General features: G+C 70.3%; 20 protein-coding genes. 10 read left to right on the forward strand and 10 right to left on the reverse strand.

The window, feature by feature from the left end; genetic code table 11:
- Positions 1 to 18 precede the first annotated feature (18 nt).
- Complete coding sequence (locus tag EDC02_RS26085) at positions 19 to 909, reverse strand: ABC transporter ATP-binding protein (RefSeq protein WP_123604224.1); 891 nt, start codon at positions 907 to 909, stop codon at positions 19 to 21.
- Positions 910 to 1,043: 134 nt separating this feature from the next.
- On the opposite strand from EDC02_RS26085, the gene EDC02_RS26090 reads away from it, so the two are divergent.
- Together EDC02_RS26090 and EDC02_RS26095 are read left to right on the forward strand one after the other, a co-directional pair.
- A complete protein-coding gene (locus tag EDC02_RS26090; protein WP_123604225.1) occupies positions 1,044 to 2,168 on the forward strand; it encodes a sensor histidine kinase in 1,125 nt (374 codons plus the stop codon).
- A gap of 17 nt (positions 2,169 to 2,185) precedes the next feature.
- Complete coding sequence (locus EDC02_RS26095) at positions 2,186 to 2,788, forward strand: response regulator transcription factor (RefSeq protein ID WP_123604226.1); 603 nt, start codon at positions 2,186 to 2,188, stop codon at positions 2,786 to 2,788.
- 42 nt (positions 2,789 to 2,830) lie between these two features.
- Here the strand turns inward: EDC02_RS26095 and EDC02_RS26100 are convergent, their stop codons facing one another.
- Positions 2,831 to 3,286, reverse strand: a complete 456-nt coding sequence (locus EDC02_RS26100) for a hypothetical protein (RefSeq protein WP_123604227.1) — start codon at positions 3,284 to 3,286, stop codon at positions 2,831 to 2,833.
- Positions 3,287 to 3,470: 184 nt separating this feature from the next.
- On the opposite strand from EDC02_RS26100, the gene EDC02_RS26105 reads away from it, so the two are divergent.
- Complete coding sequence (locus tag EDC02_RS26105; RefSeq protein ID WP_123605151.1) at positions 3,471 to 4,211, forward strand: VIT family protein; 741 nt, start codon at positions 3,471 to 3,473, stop codon at positions 4,209 to 4,211.
- A 9-nt stretch (positions 4,212 to 4,220) separates the two neighbouring features.
- On the opposite strand, the gene EDC02_RS26110 is transcribed toward EDC02_RS26105, so the two are convergent.
- From EDC02_RS26110 to EDC02_RS26120, 3 genes are all read right to left on the reverse strand, one after another.
- The gene (locus EDC02_RS26110; protein WP_305036218.1) at positions 4,221 to 5,600 is read right to left on the reverse strand and encodes a cell wall metabolism sensor histidine kinase WalK; all 1,380 of its coding nucleotides are present in this window, start codon (positions 5,598 to 5,600) and stop codon (positions 4,221 to 4,223) included.
- A complete protein-coding gene (locus EDC02_RS26115; RefSeq protein WP_123604228.1) occupies positions 5,590 to 6,282 on the reverse strand; it encodes a response regulator transcription factor in 693 nt (230 codons plus the stop codon). The genes EDC02_RS26110 and EDC02_RS26115 overlap by 11 nt, the downstream gene beginning before the upstream one ends.
- 170 nt (positions 6,283 to 6,452) lie before the next feature.
- Complete coding sequence (locus EDC02_RS26120; protein WP_123605153.1) at positions 6,453 to 7,148, reverse strand: DUF2202 domain-containing protein; 696 nt, start codon at positions 7,146 to 7,148, stop codon at positions 6,453 to 6,455.
- A gap of 103 nt (positions 7,149 to 7,251) precedes the next feature.
- Between EDC02_RS26120 and EDC02_RS26125 the strand changes: the two genes are divergently transcribed.
- Complete coding sequence (locus EDC02_RS26125; protein WP_123604229.1) at positions 7,252 to 7,554, forward strand: hypothetical protein; 303 nt, start codon at positions 7,252 to 7,254, stop codon at positions 7,552 to 7,554.
- Complete coding sequence (locus EDC02_RS26130; RefSeq protein WP_123604230.1) at positions 7,551 to 8,198, forward strand: bifunctional 2-polyprenyl-6-hydroxyphenol methylase/3-demethylubiquinol 3-O-methyltransferase UbiG; 648 nt, start codon at positions 7,551 to 7,553, stop codon at positions 8,196 to 8,198. Before EDC02_RS26125 ends, EDC02_RS26130 begins: the two co-directional genes overlap by 4 nt.
- Positions 8,199 to 8,430: 232 nt before the next feature.
- On the opposite strand, the gene EDC02_RS26135 is transcribed toward EDC02_RS26130, so the two are convergent.
- The 3 genes from EDC02_RS26135 to EDC02_RS26145 form a co-directional block, all read right to left on the reverse strand.
- A complete protein-coding gene (locus EDC02_RS26135) occupies positions 8,431 to 10,212 on the reverse strand; it encodes a hypothetical protein (RefSeq protein ID WP_123604231.1) in 1,782 nt (593 codons plus the stop codon).
- The gene (locus EDC02_RS26140; RefSeq protein WP_123604232.1) at positions 10,209 to 10,631 is read right to left on the reverse strand and encodes a DivIVA domain-containing protein; all 423 of its coding nucleotides are present in this window, start codon (positions 10,629 to 10,631) and stop codon (positions 10,209 to 10,211) included. Before EDC02_RS26140 ends, EDC02_RS26135 begins: the two co-directional genes overlap by 4 nt.
- An 88-nt stretch (positions 10,632 to 10,719) precedes the next feature.
- A complete protein-coding gene (locus tag EDC02_RS26145) occupies positions 10,720 to 10,935 on the reverse strand; it encodes a hypothetical protein (protein WP_233606290.1) in 216 nt (71 codons plus the stop codon).
- 393 nt (positions 10,936 to 11,328) lie between these two features.
- Here EDC02_RS26145 and EDC02_RS41905 point away from each other — a divergent pair, with 393 nt between their 5' ends.
- Positions 11,329 to 12,585: an XRE family transcriptional regulator gene (locus tag EDC02_RS41905; protein WP_233606291.1), complete on the forward strand. Its 1,257-nt coding sequence runs from the start codon at positions 11,329 to 11,331 to the stop codon at positions 12,583 to 12,585.
- A 754-nt stretch (positions 12,586 to 13,339) separates the two neighbouring features.
- Complete coding sequence (locus EDC02_RS26155; protein ID WP_123604234.1) at positions 13,340 to 13,777, forward strand: VOC family protein; 438 nt, start codon at positions 13,340 to 13,342, stop codon at positions 13,775 to 13,777.
- Between the two features lie 399 nt (positions 13,778 to 14,176).
- Here EDC02_RS26155 and EDC02_RS26160 read toward each other — a convergent pair whose 3' ends face one another.
- Positions 14,177 to 14,536 carry a DUF4180 domain-containing protein gene (locus tag EDC02_RS26160; protein WP_123604235.1) on the reverse strand — a complete coding sequence of 120 codons (360 nt, stop codon included), beginning with the start codon at positions 14,534 to 14,536 and terminating at the stop codon, positions 14,177 to 14,179.
- Positions 14,529 to 15,014: a helix-turn-helix domain-containing protein gene (locus EDC02_RS26165; protein ID WP_123604236.1), complete on the reverse strand. Its 486-nt coding sequence runs from the start codon at positions 15,012 to 15,014 to the stop codon at positions 14,529 to 14,531. The genes EDC02_RS26160 and EDC02_RS26165 overlap by 8 nt, the downstream gene beginning before the upstream one ends.
- A gap of 247 nt (positions 15,015 to 15,261) precedes the next feature.
- Here EDC02_RS26165 and EDC02_RS26170 point away from each other — a divergent pair, with 247 nt between their 5' ends.
- Genes EDC02_RS26170 through EDC02_RS26180 form a run of 3 tightly spaced genes read left to right on the forward strand, consistent with a single transcriptional unit; the run spans position 15,262 to position 18,502 of the window.
- The gene (locus tag EDC02_RS26170; protein ID WP_123605155.1) at positions 15,262 to 15,741 is read left to right on the forward strand and encodes a hypothetical protein; all 480 of its coding nucleotides are present in this window, start codon (positions 15,262 to 15,264) and stop codon (positions 15,739 to 15,741) included.
- Positions 15,741 to 17,165, forward strand: a complete 1,425-nt coding sequence (locus tag EDC02_RS26175) for a hypothetical protein (RefSeq protein ID WP_123604237.1) — start codon at positions 15,741 to 15,743, stop codon at positions 17,163 to 17,165. The genes EDC02_RS26170 and EDC02_RS26175 overlap by 1 nt, the downstream gene beginning before the upstream one ends.
- Positions 17,162 to 18,502: a VWA domain-containing protein gene (locus EDC02_RS26180; RefSeq protein ID WP_123604238.1), complete on the forward strand. Its 1,341-nt coding sequence runs from the start codon at positions 17,162 to 17,164 to the stop codon at positions 18,500 to 18,502. The genes EDC02_RS26175 and EDC02_RS26180 overlap by 4 nt, the downstream gene beginning before the upstream one ends.
- The last annotated feature ends 36 nt before the right edge of the window (positions 18,503 to 18,538 follow it).

Raw genomic sequence — 18,538 nt, forward strand, 5'->3', positions numbered from 1 at the left:
GGGGTCGTTCGGACGCGGTCATTCGGTGCCGACGGCGCGGAACACGTCGTCGAGCCGGGTCGGCCCGGCTTCGAGGCCACGCAACTGCACGGCGTGGTCGTCTGCCCAGCGCAGCAGGGTGTGCAGATCCCGCTGCAGGTCGAGGGTCTCGATACGCAGCGCGCCGCCGTCGCCCTGCTCCGCCGGCAGCGGTAGCGCCGGGGTCGGCGCCGGCCCCGGGAGGGAGAAGTGGATGACGGCCGGCAGGGACTGGGTCAGCTCGGCGACGGTCCCCTCCCTGTGCAGGGTGCCCTGGTGCATCAGACCGATCCGGTCGGCGCGCTGCTGGGCCTCTTCCAGGTAGTGCGTGGTGAGCACGACGGTCGAGCCGTCCGCACGCAGGTTGTCGATGACGCCCCACAGTCCGTCGCGGGACTGGATGTCCAGCCCGGTGGTCGGCTCGTCCAGGAAGATCAGCTCCGGTGCCCCGTACACGGCGGTGGCGAAATCCAACCGCCGTTTCTCCCCGCCGGAGAGCTGGGCGACCAGGGTGCCGGCCTTACCGGTGAGGCCGACCAGGTCGAGCACCCGGTCGACGTGGTCGACCCGTTGGCTGAGTTTCCCGATCAGCCGGACCGATTCCCGCACGGTGAGGTCCGGGGAGAATCCGCTCTCCTGGAGCATGATGCCCATCCTGGGCCGTACGGCTGCCCGGTCACCGGGGCGCTGCCCGAAGACCCGCACCACTCCCGAGGTCGCCGTCCGGTGACCTTCGATGGTTTCCAGCGCCGAGGTCTTCCCGGCCCCGTTCGTGCCGAGCAGGGCGTAGAGCTCGCCCCGGCGTACCTGGAAGGAAAGGTCCTTGACGGCGTGGAAGTCGCCGTAGGCGACGTTGAGGTGTTCGACGTCGATGACTGATGTGGTGGACATGCCGTCAATTTCAGCGCTGACCGCGCCCGCCGGTCAGTGCGACCACGTCACCACTTCGCGATGACATTCCCGCCGGTGCACCCGTGACGTAGTGTCACTGGTGGCCAGCCCGGATCCGGACGAATACTCAGGAGATGCCCGAGCACACCGAGCCCACGCGGCGACGGCTGCGCAAACTCAACCTCGTCATGCTGGTCCCGCCGCTTGCGGCCGGTGGGGCGGCCGTGGTGGTCGTCGACTCCCGCACCTGGTGGGACGCCGTCATCCTGGCCTCGGGCGTGGTCGCGGCGCTGGTGGCCTTCGAGCGGTGGACGGCACGCGACCTGTCCCGGTTCGCACCGTTCTGTCTGATCGTCACCGCTGCTGTCTGGCCCCTCGGCGTACTCGTGATCGACAGCCCGGGAGCGTCGTACGGCCTGACCCTCGTGGGCTCCCTCGTCGTCCCCTATCTGAAGCGGTACCGGGCCGCGGCAGCCGTCGGTCTCGTCGGCTACGTCGCCGCGGTGGGCGCGACGCGGCTACTGGTGTCGTCCGACGATGTCTCCGACGTCCTCCTGCAGTACGTCGTCCTGCCCGCCGGCGCCGTCGCGGTCATCACCGGCCTGATGTTTCCGAACAAGCGGTTCTACGACGTCGTCGAGGAGCTGCAGGAGTCCCGAAAGCGCGAGGCGGAGCTGGCCGTCTTCCGGGAACGCGTCCGGTTCGCCAGCGACCTGCACGACATCCAGGGCCACACCTTGCACGTGGTGAAGCTGAAGATCGCGTTGGCCCGCAAACTGGTCCGTACCGACCCCGACCGGGTCGACAGCGAGCTGCGGGAGATCTACTCCCTGGTCAGCGACACCATCAAGCAGACCAAGGAGCTCGCCTACGCGCAGCGGCGGCTCAACCTGTCCGCCGAGCTGGAGAACGCCAAGAACCTCTTCGAAGCCGCCGGCATCCGGGTCCGCGTCGACCGTGAGGCCGAGGTCGACACCCGGGCGGACGAGCTGCTCGGCCAGGTCCTGCGCGAGACGACGACCAACATCCTGCGGCACGCCCAGGCCACCCAGGTGAAAATCACCCTGTCCGGCTCGGGCATCACGGTCGTCAACGACGGCGCACCGCAGACTCCGCTGCCCGAGCTGCACGGCCTGGCCACACTGCGGGACCGGGTGGCTGACAGCGCCGGTGAGCTCACCGTGGAGCAGACCGACGGGCGTTTCCTGACGGCTGCGACCTTCCCGCGCCCCGGCACCGCCCCGATGGAGGACCGATGACACAGGCCGATGCCCCAGTGACCACCGTGGTGCTCGCCGACGACGAGGTCCTGCTCCGCAAGGCGATGGCCGCGCTGCTCCCGCTCGAAGGCGACATCACCGTACTCGCCGAAGCCGCCGACGGCGCGTCGGCTATCGAGGCGACCCTGCACCACCGGCCCGACGTCCTCGTCATCGACCTGGAAATGCCCGGCGTGGACGGGCTCGGCGCCGTCGCCCAGATCCGGCAGGACCGGCCCGAGCAGGTCATCCTGATGCTCACTCGGCACGCTCGACCGGGCGTGCTGCGCCGCGCGCTCAAACTCGGCGTCCAGGGCTTCGTCAGCAAGTCGGCCGAGCCCGCGCACATCGCCTCGGTCATCGGCACCCTGCACGCGGGCAAGCGGTGGATCGATCCGGACGTCTCCGCGCTCGCCGTCATCGACGACTGCCCGCTCACTGACCGGGAGGTCGACGTGCTGCGGGCCACCGGCGACGGCTACTCGGTAGCCGACATCGCCGTCCGGCTCCACCTCGCCGAAGGCACCGTACGCAACTATCTGTCCAACGCGATGCAGAAGACCCAGACCCGGACCCGGCACGACGCGGCCCGCTACGCCCGCGAACACGACTGGCTCTGAAACCCGTCGGGGGTACGCCGTACGGCCGCACGGCCGGGCAGGTCAGTCGCTGCGCTGCAGCCGGTGCAGCACGGCGGCGGCGACCACGCCGTACGCCAGGTGCGGCACGATGTCCGACGCCCAGTCCGCGGCGCTCCACTGCCGGGGGTCGGTCACCTTGAGCAGGGTCATCGGCGCGTCCGAGCCGGCCATCGCCAGCATGGCGAGCAGGCCGGTGGCCGCCCAGACCGGTGCCCGGCGAGGGCCGGCCACGGCGTACAGCGCTCCGGCGCCGAGGCCGGTGGCGTAGCCGAGCAGCGGCCCGAGCCCGGCCCGCCGGTTGCTGGCCGTCTCCTCGTCGCCCAGGTCGACGTGCAGTGTCTCGGCGAGCCGGCCGACGCTGCGCTGCGGGGTGCTGCTCGCCGGCCGGGCGCGGCCCGCCATGTCGAGGTAGGTGACCATGTTGAGGGCGCTGGTGCCGGCGGCACCGGCCAGCAGCCCACTCCAGATTCGCCGCATGGTCTGCCGCGTACCCGGTGCTCGGACGAGCTAACTCGGTGCCCATGTCCCCAGGCGGTCGCCCGAGCCACTGTGGTAACAACAAGACCCCCGTGCACCACGCGTCCACCTGCGACAGGGCAGGCTAAGCTTCGTTGCCGTGGCAGGACGCCCCGCCGTACGGTGGCGGAGGCAGGTGATCTGGATGAGTGCCGAAGGTACGGGAGCCGGCTGGCCCGGCACGATTCACCTGGGTGAACCGCACGGCGGCGGGATCTCCACCCGGTTGAACTGGTTACGGGCCGGAGTGCTCGGCGCCAACGACGGCATCGTGTCGACGGCGGGTCTCGTCGTGGGGGTGGCCGGCGCGACCATCGCCACCGGCCCGGTCCTGACAGCGGGGGTCGCAGGGGTGGCGGCGGGCGCCGTTTCCATGGCCCTGGGCGAGTACGTTTCGGTGAGCAGCCAACGTGACTCCGAACGGGCGCTGCTGGCGAAGGAGCGCACCGAGCTCGAACGGTTCCCCGAGCAGGAGCTGGACGAGCTGACCGCGATGTACGTCGCGAAGGGGCTGACCGCCGGGACCGCCCGGCTGGTGGCGGAGGAGCTGACCGCCAAGGACGCCTTCGCCGCGCACGCAGACATCGAGTTGCGGATCGACCCGGATTCGTTGACCAACCCCTGGCACGCGGCCGCCGCCTCGGCGATCGCCTTCACCATAGGGTCACTGCTGCCGCTGATCGCGATCCTGCTGCCACCACCCGACGCGCGGGTCCCCGTGACGTTCGCGGTCGTGCTGCTCACCCTCGCGGTGACGGGTGCGGTGAGCGCGAGACTTGGCTCCGCCCGCGTGGGTCGGGCGATGGTCAGACTCGTCGCCGGTGGTGCCCTGGCCATGGCCGTCACCTTCGCCATCGGGCAACTCGTCGGCGCGACAGTGCTCTAAGCCGGCCTCTCAACCGAGGTTACCGGCCGGCATAGCCGGGGCCAGCGGAAGCCGGATGGTGAATGTGCTGCCGTGGCCGGGCCGCGACTGCGCGTCTACGGTGCCGCCGTGTGCCACGACGAGTTCGCGGACCACCGCGAGACCGATGCCGGCACCGCCGGTGGACCGGCTGTTCCGGCCCCGCCAGAAGCGGTCGAAGACGTGCGGCAGGTCGGCGGGTTCGATGCCGGGTCCGGTGTCGACGACCCGGATGCGCGCGTGGTGGTCGACGGTGTCGACGCTGACCTGGACCTGATCGCCCGGTCGGCAGTAGCGGGCGGTGTTGGTCAGCAGGTTGGTGACGGCCTGGTGGAGCCGGTCGGGGTCGGCGTGTACCGGGACCGGAGAGTGGATGTCACGGTCGACATGAAGGCCGGCGCTGCGCAGCCGGGACTCGTGACCGTCGAGCGCGGCGGTGACGATGTCGGCGAGGTCGACGTCGGCGCGGCGCAGCGACAACGCCGAGGACTCGGCCGCCGACAACTCGGCGAGATCCTCCACCACCCGGCCCAGCCGCAGGCTCTGATCGTGCAACCTGGCCAGCCGGGCCGGGTCCGGCTCGGCCAGACCGTCGCGCAGCTCCTCCAGACCGGCCTGCAGCGAGGTCAACGGGGTACGCAGCTCGTGGGCGACGTCGGCCGACAGCTGCCGACGCACCTGTTCCGCCTGCGTCACCTGGTCGGCCATCGCGTCGACCGCGCTGGCGAGTTCGCCGAGCTCACCGGGTGCGCGCAGCCGGGCGCGCACGGCCCGGTCACCGCCGGCGAAGGCACGGGCGGCCCGGGTCACCGCGACCAGCGGCACACTGAGCCGCCTGGCGACGTACCAGCTCACGGCCAGGGCGAGCAGCAGCGCAGCAGCGCCAGCGGCGGCGACCCACTGCCAGGCGACCGCGCGCCCACCGGTCTCCGGTGCGCGGCCGAAGAGGAGTTCGACTGTTCCCACGTCCTGCCCGGCGACCCGGACGGTGGCGGTCGCCACGGTGCCGGTGGCGTTGTGGTGGGCGCCCCGCATGGGGCCGGAGCCGGCGGGAGCCCGGCCGGGCCACACCATCGCGCCGGTGGCGTCCCGGATCACCAGTTGCGCGCCGGCCGCCTCGGCGACGGCCCGTGCGGCGGTCAGGTCGGCGGCGGCCCAGCCACCGGTGGCAGGGTAGCCGTCGGCGGCGGCTACCGCCGTACGGGCGGCGGCCGCTTCGCGGTTGGCGCGTTCGGCGGTGGCCAGTCCCCGGTCGGTGCCGATGAGCGCGGCGACGGTCAGCATGGCGACGGAGGACAGGGCCACTGCGGCGAACGCGGCGAGCAGCCGTCGGCCGAGCGGGCCGAAGACAGCGGTCGGGTCACCGGTCACGGTCGAGGACCAGCCGGTATCCGACGCCGAGCACGGTCGCGATGATCTCGCCCGGGTCGGCGGCGAGCTTGCGGCGCAGGTTCTTCACATGCGAGTCGATGGTCCGTTCGTAGCCGGCGAACTCGTAGCCCCGGACCCGGTTGACCAGTTCGTAGCGGGAGAACACCCGGCCGGGCGCGGACGCCATTGTGGTCAGCAGCCCCCATTCGGTCGGGGTCAGCTCCAGCAGGCGGCCGGCCAGCCACGCCTCGTGCCGGGCCTCGTCGATCCGTAGCCGACCGGCTCCGTACGAGGCCGGTCCCGGCTCCGTCGCACCGCCGCGTAGGCGGTGCAGAACGGCCTGCACCCGTAGGACAAGTTCGGTGGGGCTGAACGGTTTGGTGACGTAGTCGTCGGCGCCATGCTGTAGTCCCCGGATGCGGTCCTCCACGCCGCTGCGGGCGGTCAGCACGATGGTCGGCACGTCGCCGTGGGTGCGGGCTGCGGCCAGCACGTCGAGGCCGTCGACGTCAGGCAGTCCAAGGTCGAGTACGACCAGGTCGATGCCGCCCTCATCGAGCAGGCGGACGGCCTCGGCTCCGGAGTGGGTGGTGTGGGCTTGCAGACCGGCCCGTTCCAGGTAACGGCGCAGCAGCTCGCGGATTTCCCGATCGTCCTCGACGACAAGCACCGTGCCGGCCATGACCTCACCTCATCGTGCTCAGGTGGGCGGGCGGCAGAGCCGTTCGGCCTCTCCCCACCCGCCCGACGACACGTCCTGCGGCGCGTTCGCCCCCTGAGGTACGACGCGGAGGACCTGCGCCAGCCGACCGGCTGTACCGGTGCGCCGGCTGACGCAGGTCCGGTGCTGAGCTACCGGGTAGCCCAGGTGGTGAACGCGGTCAGGTGGTGCTGCGAGGCGGCCAGCAGGTGCTGGTACACCCGGGTCACGTCGGCCGCGCTGAGCCCGGTGAGGGCCTGCTGCAGGCTGTCGATGTCGGCCTGCTCGACCTGCTGCCCGACGCCGAACGCAGCGCTCTGGCTGGTCAGACCTTCGGCCAGCAGCCGGTCGTAGGTCGCCTGCACGGCCGGGTCGGAGAACTGACCGGCCGGCTGGTCCGCGGTCGGGTCGCTGAGCCCGTACCGGTCCAGCAGGGTACGCACCGCCGCCAGGTGCTGGTCCTCGGCCGCCGCGATGCGGTCGAAGACCACCGCCGGGTACTCGTCGGCGAACGCCCGGTACAGGTCACCGGCGAGCTTCTCCTCCTGCGCCATGGCGGCCAGGGTGGCCTTCTGCTGCTCACTCAACGTGCCGGACGGCGCGTCCGCCGACGGGTACAGGCAACTGCCGTCACGGGAAGCCGTCCCCATGCCGTTGCCAGCCCTTCCCATGTCGTTGCCAGCGGCTCCCGGGCCCATGCCGGACACCGGGCCGGACCACGAGGTGCTCACTGACGGGTTGCCGAACGGCCCCGCGCCGGCGATCGCCGGTGCCGTCACCGCCACCGCCCCGGCGGTGAGCACACCGCCGGCCACCAGCGCCGTCGCCAGCCGAGTCTTCCTGTTCATGGCCCCTCCTCCGTTCGTGCCGATCACCTTCACGTTCACCGTCGCTCGCAGCGGTGCACGCGCTGTGGTGCCGGTGTGCAGAACGTGTGGAGCTCACCCGCCGGTGGGAGCTTCCACACGCTGGTGTCGGACGCCTGGTCGGTGTGGGCGAGAGTGGGTCAAGCACGTCGACGCGGATCTGCTGGAGCGGATCCGGTCCACCGGTGGGCTGGTCTACCGCACCCACGCGATAAAGTACGGCTACGTCCGGCGTACCACCGCGCACACCTTCCACGCCCAGATCGATGATCTGGCCAAACAGGCGGAGCGGGTCTACGACGGACTGCCAGCCGAGATCATCACGCCACCGGTCGGTGCCTCCGACCGATCCCCCGTCACTGCCAGCACCAGCGAGGATCGCGCATGACCAGCTCACCGCCGGTCGAGACTCCCGGCATCGTCATCGGCAACCACACGCAGAAGTACACCGCCAAGAACCCGGCCATCCGGTGGCTCACCGCCCGCTGGGTGACCAGGCTGGAGCAGATGCTGGACCGGGTCGCGGCCGACCCGGGCGCCGCCGGCACCAGCCACGCGCTCGAAGTGGGCTGCGGCGAGGGGGTCATCGCCAATCACCTGGCCTCTCGCTGGTCCCGGGTGACCGCCCTGGATCTACCCGATGCCGGACTGCGGGACCAGTGGCGGCAGCGGCCGGGACCGCACTACCTGCACGCCGACGCACACCGCCTTCCGTTCGAGGACAACCGGTTCGACGTGGTGGTCGCGGCAGAGGTGCTGGAGCACCTGCCGGACCCGGAGCGCGGGCTGGCCGAGATCGCCCGGGTCGGCGCCGGCCACCTGGTGCTGTCGGTGCCGCGCGAACCGATCTTCCGGTCCTGCAACCTGCTCGCCGGGCGGTACGTGCGCGACCTCGGCAACACCCCCGGGCACCTGAACCACTGGTCGACCCGGTCCTTCGTCCGGTTCGTCAGCACGGTGGCCGAGGTCCGTGCAGTCAGCAAGCCGTTCCCGTGGACCGTGGTGTGGGCCACTTTGCGGACCCGCCCGTGACCGCCCCGCCAGCTCGCCGGGGAGGGTGATGTCGCGCCGCCGAGGCGGCGATCGTCGCCGCCTTCGTCGGCTTCCTCACCCTTCGCCGCCATGGTGGGGATCTGGTTCAGTTTCCTGTGCTGGCGGGCGATCCTGACTGATCTGGCGAGCCGGATCCCGGTCACCGCCGGCATGCGGGGCTCTCGTCGGCCAAGTCGGCAAGATATGTGCCCACGTGGGCGTTCTGCTGCCATCAACACTTGCTCGGATGGTCTGTGGTGGTGGTGTGGGCGCCATCGGGGTGGAGCCGGATGGTGGCGGGCTGGCCGGGCTGGGTGGCGGCGTGGCGGCGTACCTGGGTGATGACGGTTGTGGTGTCGGTGAGGGTGCCGGTCGCCGCAGGCTGTTGTGGGACGGGTATCGGTTGTTCCGGGTCGGTGGGGATGGTCGTGCGGAGTGCGCCGTGCAGGTAGCGGTAGCAGAGCGCTACGGCTTCGGGCAGGGCAGCGCTGGTGGGGACGGGGTCGACGGCCAAGCGTGTGGCGGGGTCGACGACCCGGACGGACCAGGAGTGACCCTGGGACAGTTCGGGCCGGCCGATGGTGTTGCGGTGGTCGATGACGGTGACGTCGAGGCCGAGGCCGAGGCCGCGCACCAGGGCGGCGAGTTCGTCGAGGGTGGGGCCGGGCCAGCCGTTGGCGAGGACCATGACGCGGGCGCCGTCGTGGGTGGCGCCGACTTCACCGAGGTACGCGTCGACGGGGTCGCCGCCGGTGTGGGGGACCTGGCTGACGCCGTTGCGCAGGTGCTGGTCGATGACGTGTTCGCCGTCGATGTCGGTCAGGTCGGTCGGCCGCACGCCGAAGCCGGCCGCGAGCGCCCCGATCCGGTAGTGCTCGGGTAGTTGCCACACCATGCTGCCGGACAGCCGGTCAGCGACCGCGAGGGTGGGTGGTGGTTGGTCGGTGTCGTCGGGTCGCCAGTTGCGGTGCACGGTCCGGCCACGCAGGTCGGTGACGGTGAGCACCGCGCCGCGTCGGACCTGCCGGGTGCCGTAGCAGTCCAGGCAGAACGGCGGATCGGGCCGGTCGGCGCACCGGGTGCAGGGGTGGGCGGGGATCGGCTCGCCCCAGTGTTTCGGGGTCGGCGGTTCCCAGCCGCGCACGAATCTGCCGGGGGTGTCGGCGGGTCGCAGGCTGGTGTGCCACCAGTGCCGGTTACGCCAGATGGCCTGCGCGCCGCCGTGCTGCTCGGCATCGCTGATCATGCGGCGTTCGACCTGGTCCAGGTCGTGGCCGCCGGGGTGCCCGTCCAACCCGACCGGCACCGCACGCCCGGTGAGGGCAGCTTCGGTGAGGTAGTGGGCGGGTAGCAGCGGGTTGGCAACGGTCAGGCCGGTCACCGCCCGTTCGGCCGGGATGGCGGCGAGCGCGGTCGGCAGGTCGCCGATCCACCGGTGCTGGTAGTCGGGCACCGTACCGCCGGCGTGTTCGAACCGGACGTCCCAGCTGAGCCCACGCCCGATGGAGCTGGGCCGGACTTCGACGACCAGGTCGACGTGCAACTGGTCGGCGAGCGCGCACAGCCGGCCGAGCAGCCGGCCCGGGTCGCCGGGTGGCGGCGGTTCGACGCTGCGGCCGATCAGCACCAGCCACGGCGTGGCGGGCCGCTCGGCGAGCGCCACCGCCTCCCACCGCAGCCGGTCCCGCTCCGAAACGGTGGGCTGCCACTGCCGGGGCAGCGTCAACCCCGAAGACGGCAGCCGGCCCGGTTCGTCGGGGAAGTCCGGGTCACGCAACGTCGCGGCGGCCACCCCGGCACGCTGGGCAAGGTCCGTGACGATCGGCGCATACGGCAACCACCACGTCCCACCCGGCGTCGGCAACGGCGTGAACGAGCCCGGAACCAAACTGGTCGATGCCACCTGCCCGGTATCGAGGTTCGCCACGGTGAACACCCGCTGCGCCCGCCGCCGCTCCGCGCCGACCCCGACCACGTGCAGCGAACCGGCCGGCACCGCGTTGACCCCGTTCACGCCGCCACCCCCACCCCAAACCCGTAGGACTGCCGGGTCTGCTCGAACTGCTGCGACTGCCAGTCCCGCAACGCCTGCTTGACCCGCATGTTCTCGTCCTGGGTGGAGCGCAGCTCGGCGCGCAGGGCGGTCAACTCGTCAGCGACCAGGTGCAGGAACGCCCGCACCTCGACCGGGTCGCAGCCACGCCGAACCCGGTCGCCGAACGAACGGTCGCGGACCAGGCCTGGGCTGATCGACGGCCGCACCGGCCTGCCGTACAAGTGACCGACAGCGTTCGGGGCAGGCCGCACCGACGGACGCGGCCCGGCAGCGGCGTCGGCCGGCCGCCGGTTGTGGCGGGCGATCTCAGCGAGCAACCGCCGGTTACGCCGACTCCGCACCGGAGCCCGCCGGAACAGGTCAAGAAATCCACGCACAGCAGGAACCACCTTTCACACAATCGAAAAACCTTCAGAGGTACGCATGGAGAGGGCGCGGTTCGCGTCGCAGTTGTGCCGCCGCCCTTCAGCGGTGAGGCCGGCGCGGGCGGGGCGCCCAGCGAAGACCGTCACGCTGGACGAAGATCTCCCGACGCTCACGGGCCTCACCGTCGGGTGCCAACACATACCCGGCCAACCAGACCCAGCCCTCGTACGTCAGCTTCGTGTCCACTGTCGTCACCCGGAACCGGAAACCCCGCCCGGCCGCGAACTGCACACTCGCCCGACCATCAACGATCAACTCATCACCGGGGCGGGGATCCGCCGGCGACCGGTCGGCCGGCACGCTACCGACCAGCGGCCGGCACCGTCGTCCGACCGCAGTCGGGACACCACCGCGACTTGACCTTGAAGCTGAACAACCCGACAAAGAACCCGAGCAGGATTCCGGAAGTCAGGGCACCAAGCGCCACCATGATCAACCCTTCTGATTGGGCCGGGGCGACGAATGGGCCGCCGCCTTGCTGAGCACCAACTCACCTGGCACTACGCCAGATCTTCCGCGCCTTCTGGTTGACAATCAGATGTCGATAGAGCAACGATCTCACTCGATCTTGATAGGCGGCAGGTGTCACGGCGGTGACAGGTCGAAGTCCCCTGCCATATCACCCCTGTGTGGTGGATACTCGAAGCCATGAGGGATGAGCCTGAGGAAGACTCCCGGCCGGCGTGGGCGCAGCGGCTTCGCTCGGAGCGGACCGCCCGGGGGTGGTCCCAGAGTGACGCGGTACGGGCACTCAGAGCACACGCAGCCGAACCACTGCCCTCCGACAACGCCCTGTTGCGCAACTTGAAGCGGTGGGAAGCCGGTAGCTCCGAGCCCGATGTCTTTTACAAGACGCTGATCGCCAAGACCTATGGCACCGTCACAGCCGCATTCTTCCCTCGCCAGGGTGGGGCACACGTCGAAGCGGACCTGCTGGCGGACAGTGGCCTGGAAACCCTGGAGATTCTCTCTCGCATTCGCGCCTCGGATGTCTCGGCAGCCATGCTTGATGCACTTCGCATTGCGGCCGATCGGCTCTGCTGCGAGTACCCCTACGCTCCCCCGTATCAGCTCTATGTCGAGGGGAAGGCGTGGCTTCGACGCCTCACGAGCCTCATGGATCGCCGTTTAACGCTCGCGCAGCACAAAGAGGTTCTATCGCTTGCTGGTCTGGTTGCCTTGCTCGTAGGGTGCGTCGAATACGACTTAGGGCTACGGCGGGAAGCGGAAAGCACCCGTAAGGCTGCGCTAGCCCTTGGCGAGGAGGCGGGCGACGCTGCAGTTGTCGGGTGGGCGCACGAAATGCGCGCGTGGTACGCGCTGACGCAGGGCGACTACCGGGGAGCGATAGCCGCCGCTGATATTGGAGCGGCAAAGGCCCCCGGCCAAAGTGTTGCTGTGCAGCTAGCAGCGCAGCAGGCTAAGGCATGGGCACGTATCGGAGACCGCAGACAAGTGGAGACGGCACTTGATCGGGGCCGGTCACTCCTGGAATCACTGCCCTACCCAGAGGATACCGACCACCATTTTGTGGTTGATCCGTCGAAGTTCGACTTCTACGCGATGGACTGCTACCGGCTGGCACGAGAAGACCGGCTGGCCGGGATTTATGCCCATGAAGTCATACGGTCTTCCACGGATCCGGACGGCACCGAACGAAAGCCCATGAGGAACGCCGAGGCTCGTTTGACACTAGGTGTGGTATCGGCGCGCAGAGGGGAGATTGAGGAGGCAGTGGCCTACGGCCGACAAGCGCTGTCGGGCGACCGCAGGTCCCTACCGTCACTCCTCATGTGCTCCCGAGAGCTACGGCAACTGTTGCAGGAGCAAGTACCCAAACACCCTGAGGCGCTAGCCTTCCTGGACGAGCTACGAGTCCTCAGCAACCCAGCAGGCTCCCGGTAGCCCAGGAATCCATCCACGGGTGTTGCAGTCAGGGCAACAGATCCGGTTTCGCCCATCTCCGAACACAGCCTCGCCGGATCCTGCACACAGCTGGCAGGTCGAAGCGAAGGGCGGCCGGTCCGGCATGAGATGTCTCAATTCCGGGTAGCGGCGCGCTGCCTGGACGTGGGCGAACTCGTGCTCGCTCGCATCGGCGGGGCGCAACCTACCGTCGTCTTCGTCGATGAACACCTCGCCCGACTCTGACATGACGAAGGAGATCCCCAGGGTGCCGTAGACACCGAGCAGTCCGAGTTCCCGCGCCATCGCGGCAGCGGGATGGGCGGACGAAGCTTGGTCTTCGACGAGCCTCGCAAAGTACCCGGGAGCGCCCACGAGGCAAACATACTCGGGATCGCTCGTCGGTAGCGCCCCGTCATTCGGGGTCGCCGGTCCGTAGGTTGTCGACTATGGTCGGACGTACCTGACGAACGTGAGCACCCTTCCGGCGAGGCTGCTCCGCGACCGGGGAGGCCAGTTCGGCGAGCGTTGACGTGGTCAAGACCCGGCTGAGCAGGGGCCTGCGAAGCATGTCCCTTTCTCAGTTGACCTGCTCTCTTCTCAATGTTCCGGCTCCGCCTGGCGGGTTCTCAGCCAAGGTGCTCAGGCTGTCGGGGTACGGCCTGGCGTGCAACGCTGCGTACGGGGTGGATGTGCGTAGCCGGGCCGAACTCGCTCGGCCGTCGGTTGACCGTCGGCGGTCTATGGTGGGGCGATGTCCGAGCAATGGTCCTTGACCGTCGACTGCGCGCGCCCGCGCGAACTGGCCGTGTTCTGGTGCCTCGCGCTGGGGTACGTCCCGGCCGCCCCACCAGAAGGGTTCGCCACCTGGGAAGCATGGCAGACCCATTTCAAGGTTCCCGAGGACGAGTGGGACGACGGCGCCTTCATCGAGGACCCAGACGGCGTCCAGCCCGGTGTGTCGTTCCTGAAGGTGCCGGAACCGAAGGTAGTCAAGAACCGCATGCACTTCGACATCCGCGTCGGCGGAGGTCGGCAGGAGCCGTCCGAGATGCGCTGGCCGCAGGTCCAGGCGGTGGTCGACAAGCTGGTGGCGGCGGGCGGCACCCTGCTCCGGGTGGACGAATCAAACGGTACGCCTGACCACTTGACGATGGCAGACCCAGAGGGCAACGAGTTCGACGTCCTTTAGTGCGGCCGCCGGGCAGCTGGCCGCCGGACCCGGATGGGCGTATCGAACGCTCGTTCTCACCCCGCTACGCCTACAGGACAAGGCATTCAAGTCAGCCAGGGCTACAAGGCCAGCCGTGACCCCTGCAAGATCAGCCGTACTCACACTTACCGCGCGGATCTTGATGGCCGCGACGGTCGACGAGGTCATCGCCCAGCTCGTGCGCTGCCGCTGGCCTCAGCTCGGCCGCCGCGATGGCCCTGCGCGCCCAGCAGGAAGTGACCGAAGTCGAGGAGACCGCCGCTCAGTACATGTAGTCGCCCACCCTCGTCTGCTGATGATCCACAGCGGCTGTTCGACTTGACACGCCGGGGATGTGTCAGACCAAGCGCATCCGATCGCCCGGCTCAATCGCCCGGCTCAGCTGAGGCGGGCGGCGAGGGTGTCGAGGTCGTCGACGAACCAGACCTGCCGGCCCCGGTTCGACTCAACGACCAGGTCACGCAGCGCCGTACTGCCGGCGGTGTGGCCGGTGATGTCGCCGACCACGACCAACCGTAGCCGGTAGTTGACGAACTTCTGCATGATGCCGCCGGCCAGCCCGCTGCGCAGCGCGAAGAAGCGTTCGTCCAGCCGCGCGACCGGGATCGCGACGATCTCGGCACCGGCGAACGTCTGACCGATCACGTCCAGCGCGTCCTGCTCGCCAGCGATTTTCGGCCCGTCGGCGGTGCAGACCAGCACCGGTACGCCGGCCAGTTCGACGATCTCGTCAGCCATCGTCTCCAGCCCTCTCCCCGCTGTCCGTACGGAACATTCCGCTGCCCGCCCGCGTCACCGCGTCGATGGTGGACAGAATCTCGGCGACCGCGTCCGGGCCACCGAAGACGACGATCTTCAGCCGGTCTCGCGCCGGGTCGTACCCGGTCTGCAGCCGCAGCGGCGGCGCGGCCGACGCCCGGCTGCCGCCCTGCGCCCCGGCGACCAGCAGGGTGCTCAACCGGTCGGCGTCGGCGGACGTCAACCCGTCGATGTCGACCACCGCGGAGACCTCGACCACCGGGTCGGCCGGCTCGGCGGAGCCTGCGGCCCCGGCCGGGCGGCCGGTGAACGCGTCGAGGTCGGCCGGTGCGATCCGGTACTGCTTGCCGATCCGTACGGCCGGCAGCCGTCCGTCCCGGATGTAACTACGCACCGTACGCACATGCAGGTCAAGCTGCTCTGCGACTTCCTCCACCGAGAGCCACGACTTCGCCATTCTTCCCCATCAGCATCTTTTTCCCGTACGGCGGGGAAGTTTAGCGTATCAGCCGGTCGCCGACTACGATCCGGGCCGGTCACCGCCCGCCACCCCGGTTTGTCGCACCGGGGCGATACAACTTCTCGGGTACGGATCACCGGTCCGCAGCCCCGCCGTCTGAGATGACGGCTGACGACGGCTGCGGTCGACACGCCTGGAGGGCAACCCAGTGGACGCGGACGACGCCGCCTGGCAGCGGCGAAGCATGGTACGGATGGTGCCCACCGCACGACCCCGCAAGCTGGCGAAGGTCCCCTTCGTCGAGATGGCGGACGGACGCCTGCAGGGCGTCGTTTCCAGCGGCTCGGACATCGGGCGGGTGTACGTGTCGTCGGTCGCCGCCGGCAACTACGAGGTCAGTTGCAGCACCAACAACAACCGGCCGTGCGGCGGGCTGCGCGGCGGTGACTACGCGTGCAACCACCTGACCGCGCTCGCCGACGAGGCCGTCGTGCAGTACGGCGGCGACCGGGTCGCCCGCTTCCTGCGGCTGGAAACCAACGACGAGGTGACCACCGGCAACGAGATCTTCTGGGCGATCGGCCGGACCACCCTGGCCGGCGCGTCGCCGGCGGCGGCCGTGTTCAGCCGGTTCCTGCATCACTTGTCCTACCTGGACCTACCGGGGGCGGTCGAGCCGCTGCCCGAGCTGAGCTGGTTCCCGGCCGGGGCGGGGGCCCGCTGATGCGCGGGGCACAGCTCGACGACCTGCGCGACGGCGTACCGGCCGGGGTCGCTGAAGCGCTCGACGTGGTCGACCGGTTCGACCAGGCGATGACCGGCGGCCTCGGCCGGCTCGACCCGCAGGGTACGGCGGCCCTGGCCGACCTGGCCGGCGCGGTCTCGGCCACCCCGCTCGGCGCGGCGGCTGCCGAAGCCGTCGACAAGGTCACCGCCGGCTCGGTCGGCGAGGAGCAGTTACTGCTGCTGGCCGCCGCCCGTACGGCCGTGGTGGGCGCGGTGCACGACGCGCTGCGGGACCGGCTCGACGGCACGCTCGGCCGCGACCGGGCGCAGTGGACGGCACCGACCACGGCAGCCGCCCCGGCCGACGGACGGCTGCTGGCGGCCCGCTCCTGGCTGGCCGAGCTGGCCCTGGCGGGCTGGCGCAACGTCGACCACGACCTGGTGTCGGCCAGCCAGCAGGCACTGACCGCGCTGCTCGCCGACCCGGCCCGCCGCCGGATCGCGGTGCTGCTCGACGGGCTCGCCGACGAGCTGCGCTACTCCAGCCCGGTGGCCACCATGGAGCGGATTCCGGCCCGTCGCTGGGCCGACCTGTGGACCCGCGCCATGCTGCTGACCAGCCCGCCGGGCGGGCCGGCCGCGCCGGAGACGGTCTCCGGCCGGCTGCTGATCGTCGGCGCCGACGTGCAGGAGCACGCGACCGCCGTACAGCTGCAGGTGCACGCGGTGCTGGAGGCCGGCGGCGGGGGTGGCGACGCCGACCGGTCCCGGCTGGTCCGGGTCAACGTCTCCGCCGCCAAGGTCGACACGATCGTCGGTCCGGTGGTGTGGCAGCTGCTCGCGGAGCATCCGGTGCTGCTGGCCGCCCTGGCCGGCCGGCTCAGCCTCGACGTCACCGACCTGCCGCTGCTGCCCGGCGGCGACCTGCTCTGGCGCGACGACCAGGCCCGCCCCGGCGAGCCGACCGACCCGTTCGCCGTGGCCCGGGTGCAGCTCAGCGAGGCGCTCGCCCCGGCCGTACCGCCGCTGGACCGGCACCCGGTCGCCATCGCCGAGCCGGTGCTGCTGGAGGGCTACACGGTGCTCACCGACGACGCCGGGCTCGGCTTCGAGGTCGACGGCACCCGGGTCGCCGTCGACGTCGACCGGCTGCCCGGCTGCGGGCCGATCACCGCCGAACTGCTGGCCAAGTCGTCGGCCTGCATCGGGCTGCTGCGCTGGGACGGTGACGCGGCGGCCGGCCCAGGCTGGTCGGTGCAGCCGATCGGGATGCAGGTGACGGTGAAGCGCAAGCAGGTCGACCTGCACACCGGTGACTGGGCGCAGGGGCCGACCGACGCCAAGGTCGCCAAGGCGGTGGCCCGCTCCGGCGACAGCATCGCGATGCTGCGGGAGCGGGCGGGACGGTTGCTGCGGAAATGACCGATTCGATGATCAACTATCACGAGAACCGGCGCCAGGTGCTCTACTGGCGGCTGCTGGCCCGACTGTTCGACGGGCAGGAGCAGGCCACACTGGAACGCACCAGCATGGCGGTGGTCGACGAGCTGGGGCTGCCGGCCGCGCTGCTCGACCCGGCGGTCTCCATCGACACCGTCGTGCAGCGGTTCCCGGAGCTGGCCGACGAGCTGCCCGGCCTGCTCGTACCGCCGGCTGAGGGCGAGAGCGCCGACGAGCAGCCGGCTGCGGGCGACAGCGCCGGCGAGTCGTCGGTGCAGGTCGGGGGCGACGAGGTACGCCGGGCCGCGCTGGCGTCGAAGCTGCTGCTCAACATCTTCGCCACCGGCAGCGGTGACGTCTCCGCCGGTCAGCTGGCCGGCTGGCAGTCCGACGCCGGCTGGTACCAGCAGGCCTGCGGCGCGACCCCGGGCCGCCGCGACGGGGTGCTCGGCACCATCGAGGCCGACCTGGTCCGCCGGATGCGGCTGCGCGAAGTGCTGGCCGATCCGGCGCTGGCCCGCCAGCTCACCCCGAGCATGTCGCTGATCGAACAGCTGCTGCGGGACAAGTCGAACCTGTCCGGAGTGGCGCTGGCCAACGCCAAGGCGCTGATCCGCCGGTTCGTCGACGAGGTCGCCGAGGTGCTCAAGACCCAGGTGCAGCAGACCAGCGTCGGCACCATCGACCGGTCGGTCCCGCCGAAGCGGGTGTTCCGCAACCTCGATCTGAACCGCACCATCTGGAAGAACCTGCCGAACTGGAGTCCGCAGGACGAGCGGCTCTACGTCGATCGGCTGTACTACAAGCAGACCGCGAAGCGGACCACCCCGGCCCGCATGATCGTCGTCGTCGACCAGTCCGGCTCGATGGTCGACGCGATGGTCAACTGCACCATCCTGGCCTCGATCTTCGCCGGGCTGCCCAAGGTAGACGTGCATCTGGTCGCGTACGACACCCGGGCGTTGGACCTGACGCCGTGGGTGCATGACCCGTTCGAGGTGCTGCTGCGCACCCAGCTCGGCGGCGGCACCGACGGCATGGCCGCGTTGGAGCTGGCCCGGCCGAAGATCGCCGACCCGCGCAACACCGTGCTGGTGTGGATCTCCGACTTCTACGAGTGGAAGTCGCAGGAGGTCTTCAACGGGCTGCAGGCGGTGCACCGCAGCGGCGCCAGGCTGATCCCGGTCGGCTCGGTCTCCAGCGGCGGCCAGCAGAGCGTCAACCCATGGTTCCGGCAGCGACTCAAGGACCAGGGCACCCCGGTGCTGTCCGGGCACGTCCGCAAGCTCGTCGTCGAGCTCAAGAACTTCCTCACCTGATCCCCCTTTCCACTCGCCGTACGAGCCTTTCAATCT

The organism is Micromonospora sp. Llam0 (genome assembly GCF_003751085.1).
Classification (GTDB): Bacteria; Actinomycetota; Actinomycetes; order Mycobacteriales; family Micromonosporaceae; genus Micromonospora_E.

Excerpts from the sequence above, each read along its gene's own strand:
- EDC02_RS26085 (WP_123604224.1), bottom strand. The coding sequence starts at position 909 with ATGTCCACCACATCAGTCATCGACGTCGAACACCTCAACGTCGCCTAC.
- EDC02_RS26120 (WP_123605153.1), bottom strand. The coding sequence starts at position 7,148 with ATGAACAGGAAGACTCGGCTGGCGACGGCGCTGGTGGCCGGCGGTGTG.
- EDC02_RS26130 (WP_123604230.1), top strand. The coding sequence starts at position 7,551 with ATGACCAGCTCACCGCCGGTCGAGACTCCCGGCATCGTCATCGGCAAC.
- EDC02_RS26160 (WP_123604235.1), bottom strand. The coding sequence starts at position 14,536 with ATGGCTGACGAGATCGTCGAACTGGCCGGCGTACCGGTGCTGGTCTGC.
- EDC02_RS26100 (WP_123604227.1), bottom strand. The coding sequence starts at position 3,286 with ATGCGGCGAATCTGGAGTGGGCTGCTGGCCGGTGCCGCCGGCACCAGC.
- EDC02_RS26090 (WP_123604225.1), top strand. The coding sequence starts at position 1,044 with ATGCCCGAGCACACCGAGCCCACGCGGCGACGGCTGCGCAAACTCAAC.
- EDC02_RS26165 (WP_123604236.1), bottom strand. The coding sequence starts at position 15,014 with ATGGCGAAGTCGTGGCTCTCGGTGGAGGAAGTCGCAGAGCAGCTTGAC.
- EDC02_RS26155 (WP_123604234.1), top strand. The coding sequence starts at position 13,340 with ATGTCCGAGCAATGGTCCTTGACCGTCGACTGCGCGCGCCCGCGCGAA.
- EDC02_RS26170 (WP_123605155.1), top strand. The coding sequence starts at position 15,262 with ATGGTACGGATGGTGCCCACCGCACGACCCCGCAAGCTGGCGAAGGTC.
- EDC02_RS26180 (WP_123604238.1), top strand. The coding sequence starts at position 17,162 with ATGACCGATTCGATGATCAACTATCACGAGAACCGGCGCCAGGTGCTC.
- EDC02_RS41905 (WP_233606291.1), top strand. The coding sequence starts at position 11,329 with ATGAGGGATGAGCCTGAGGAAGACTCCCGGCCGGCGTGGGCGCAGCGG.
- EDC02_RS26115 (WP_123604228.1), bottom strand. The coding sequence starts at position 6,282 with ATGGCCGGCACGGTGCTTGTCGTCGAGGACGATCGGGAAATCCGCGAG.
- EDC02_RS26175 (WP_123604237.1), top strand. The coding sequence starts at position 15,741 with ATGCGCGGGGCACAGCTCGACGACCTGCGCGACGGCGTACCGGCCGGG.
- EDC02_RS26105 (WP_123605151.1), top strand. The coding sequence starts at position 3,471 with ATGAGTGCCGAAGGTACGGGAGCCGGCTGGCCCGGCACGATTCACCTG.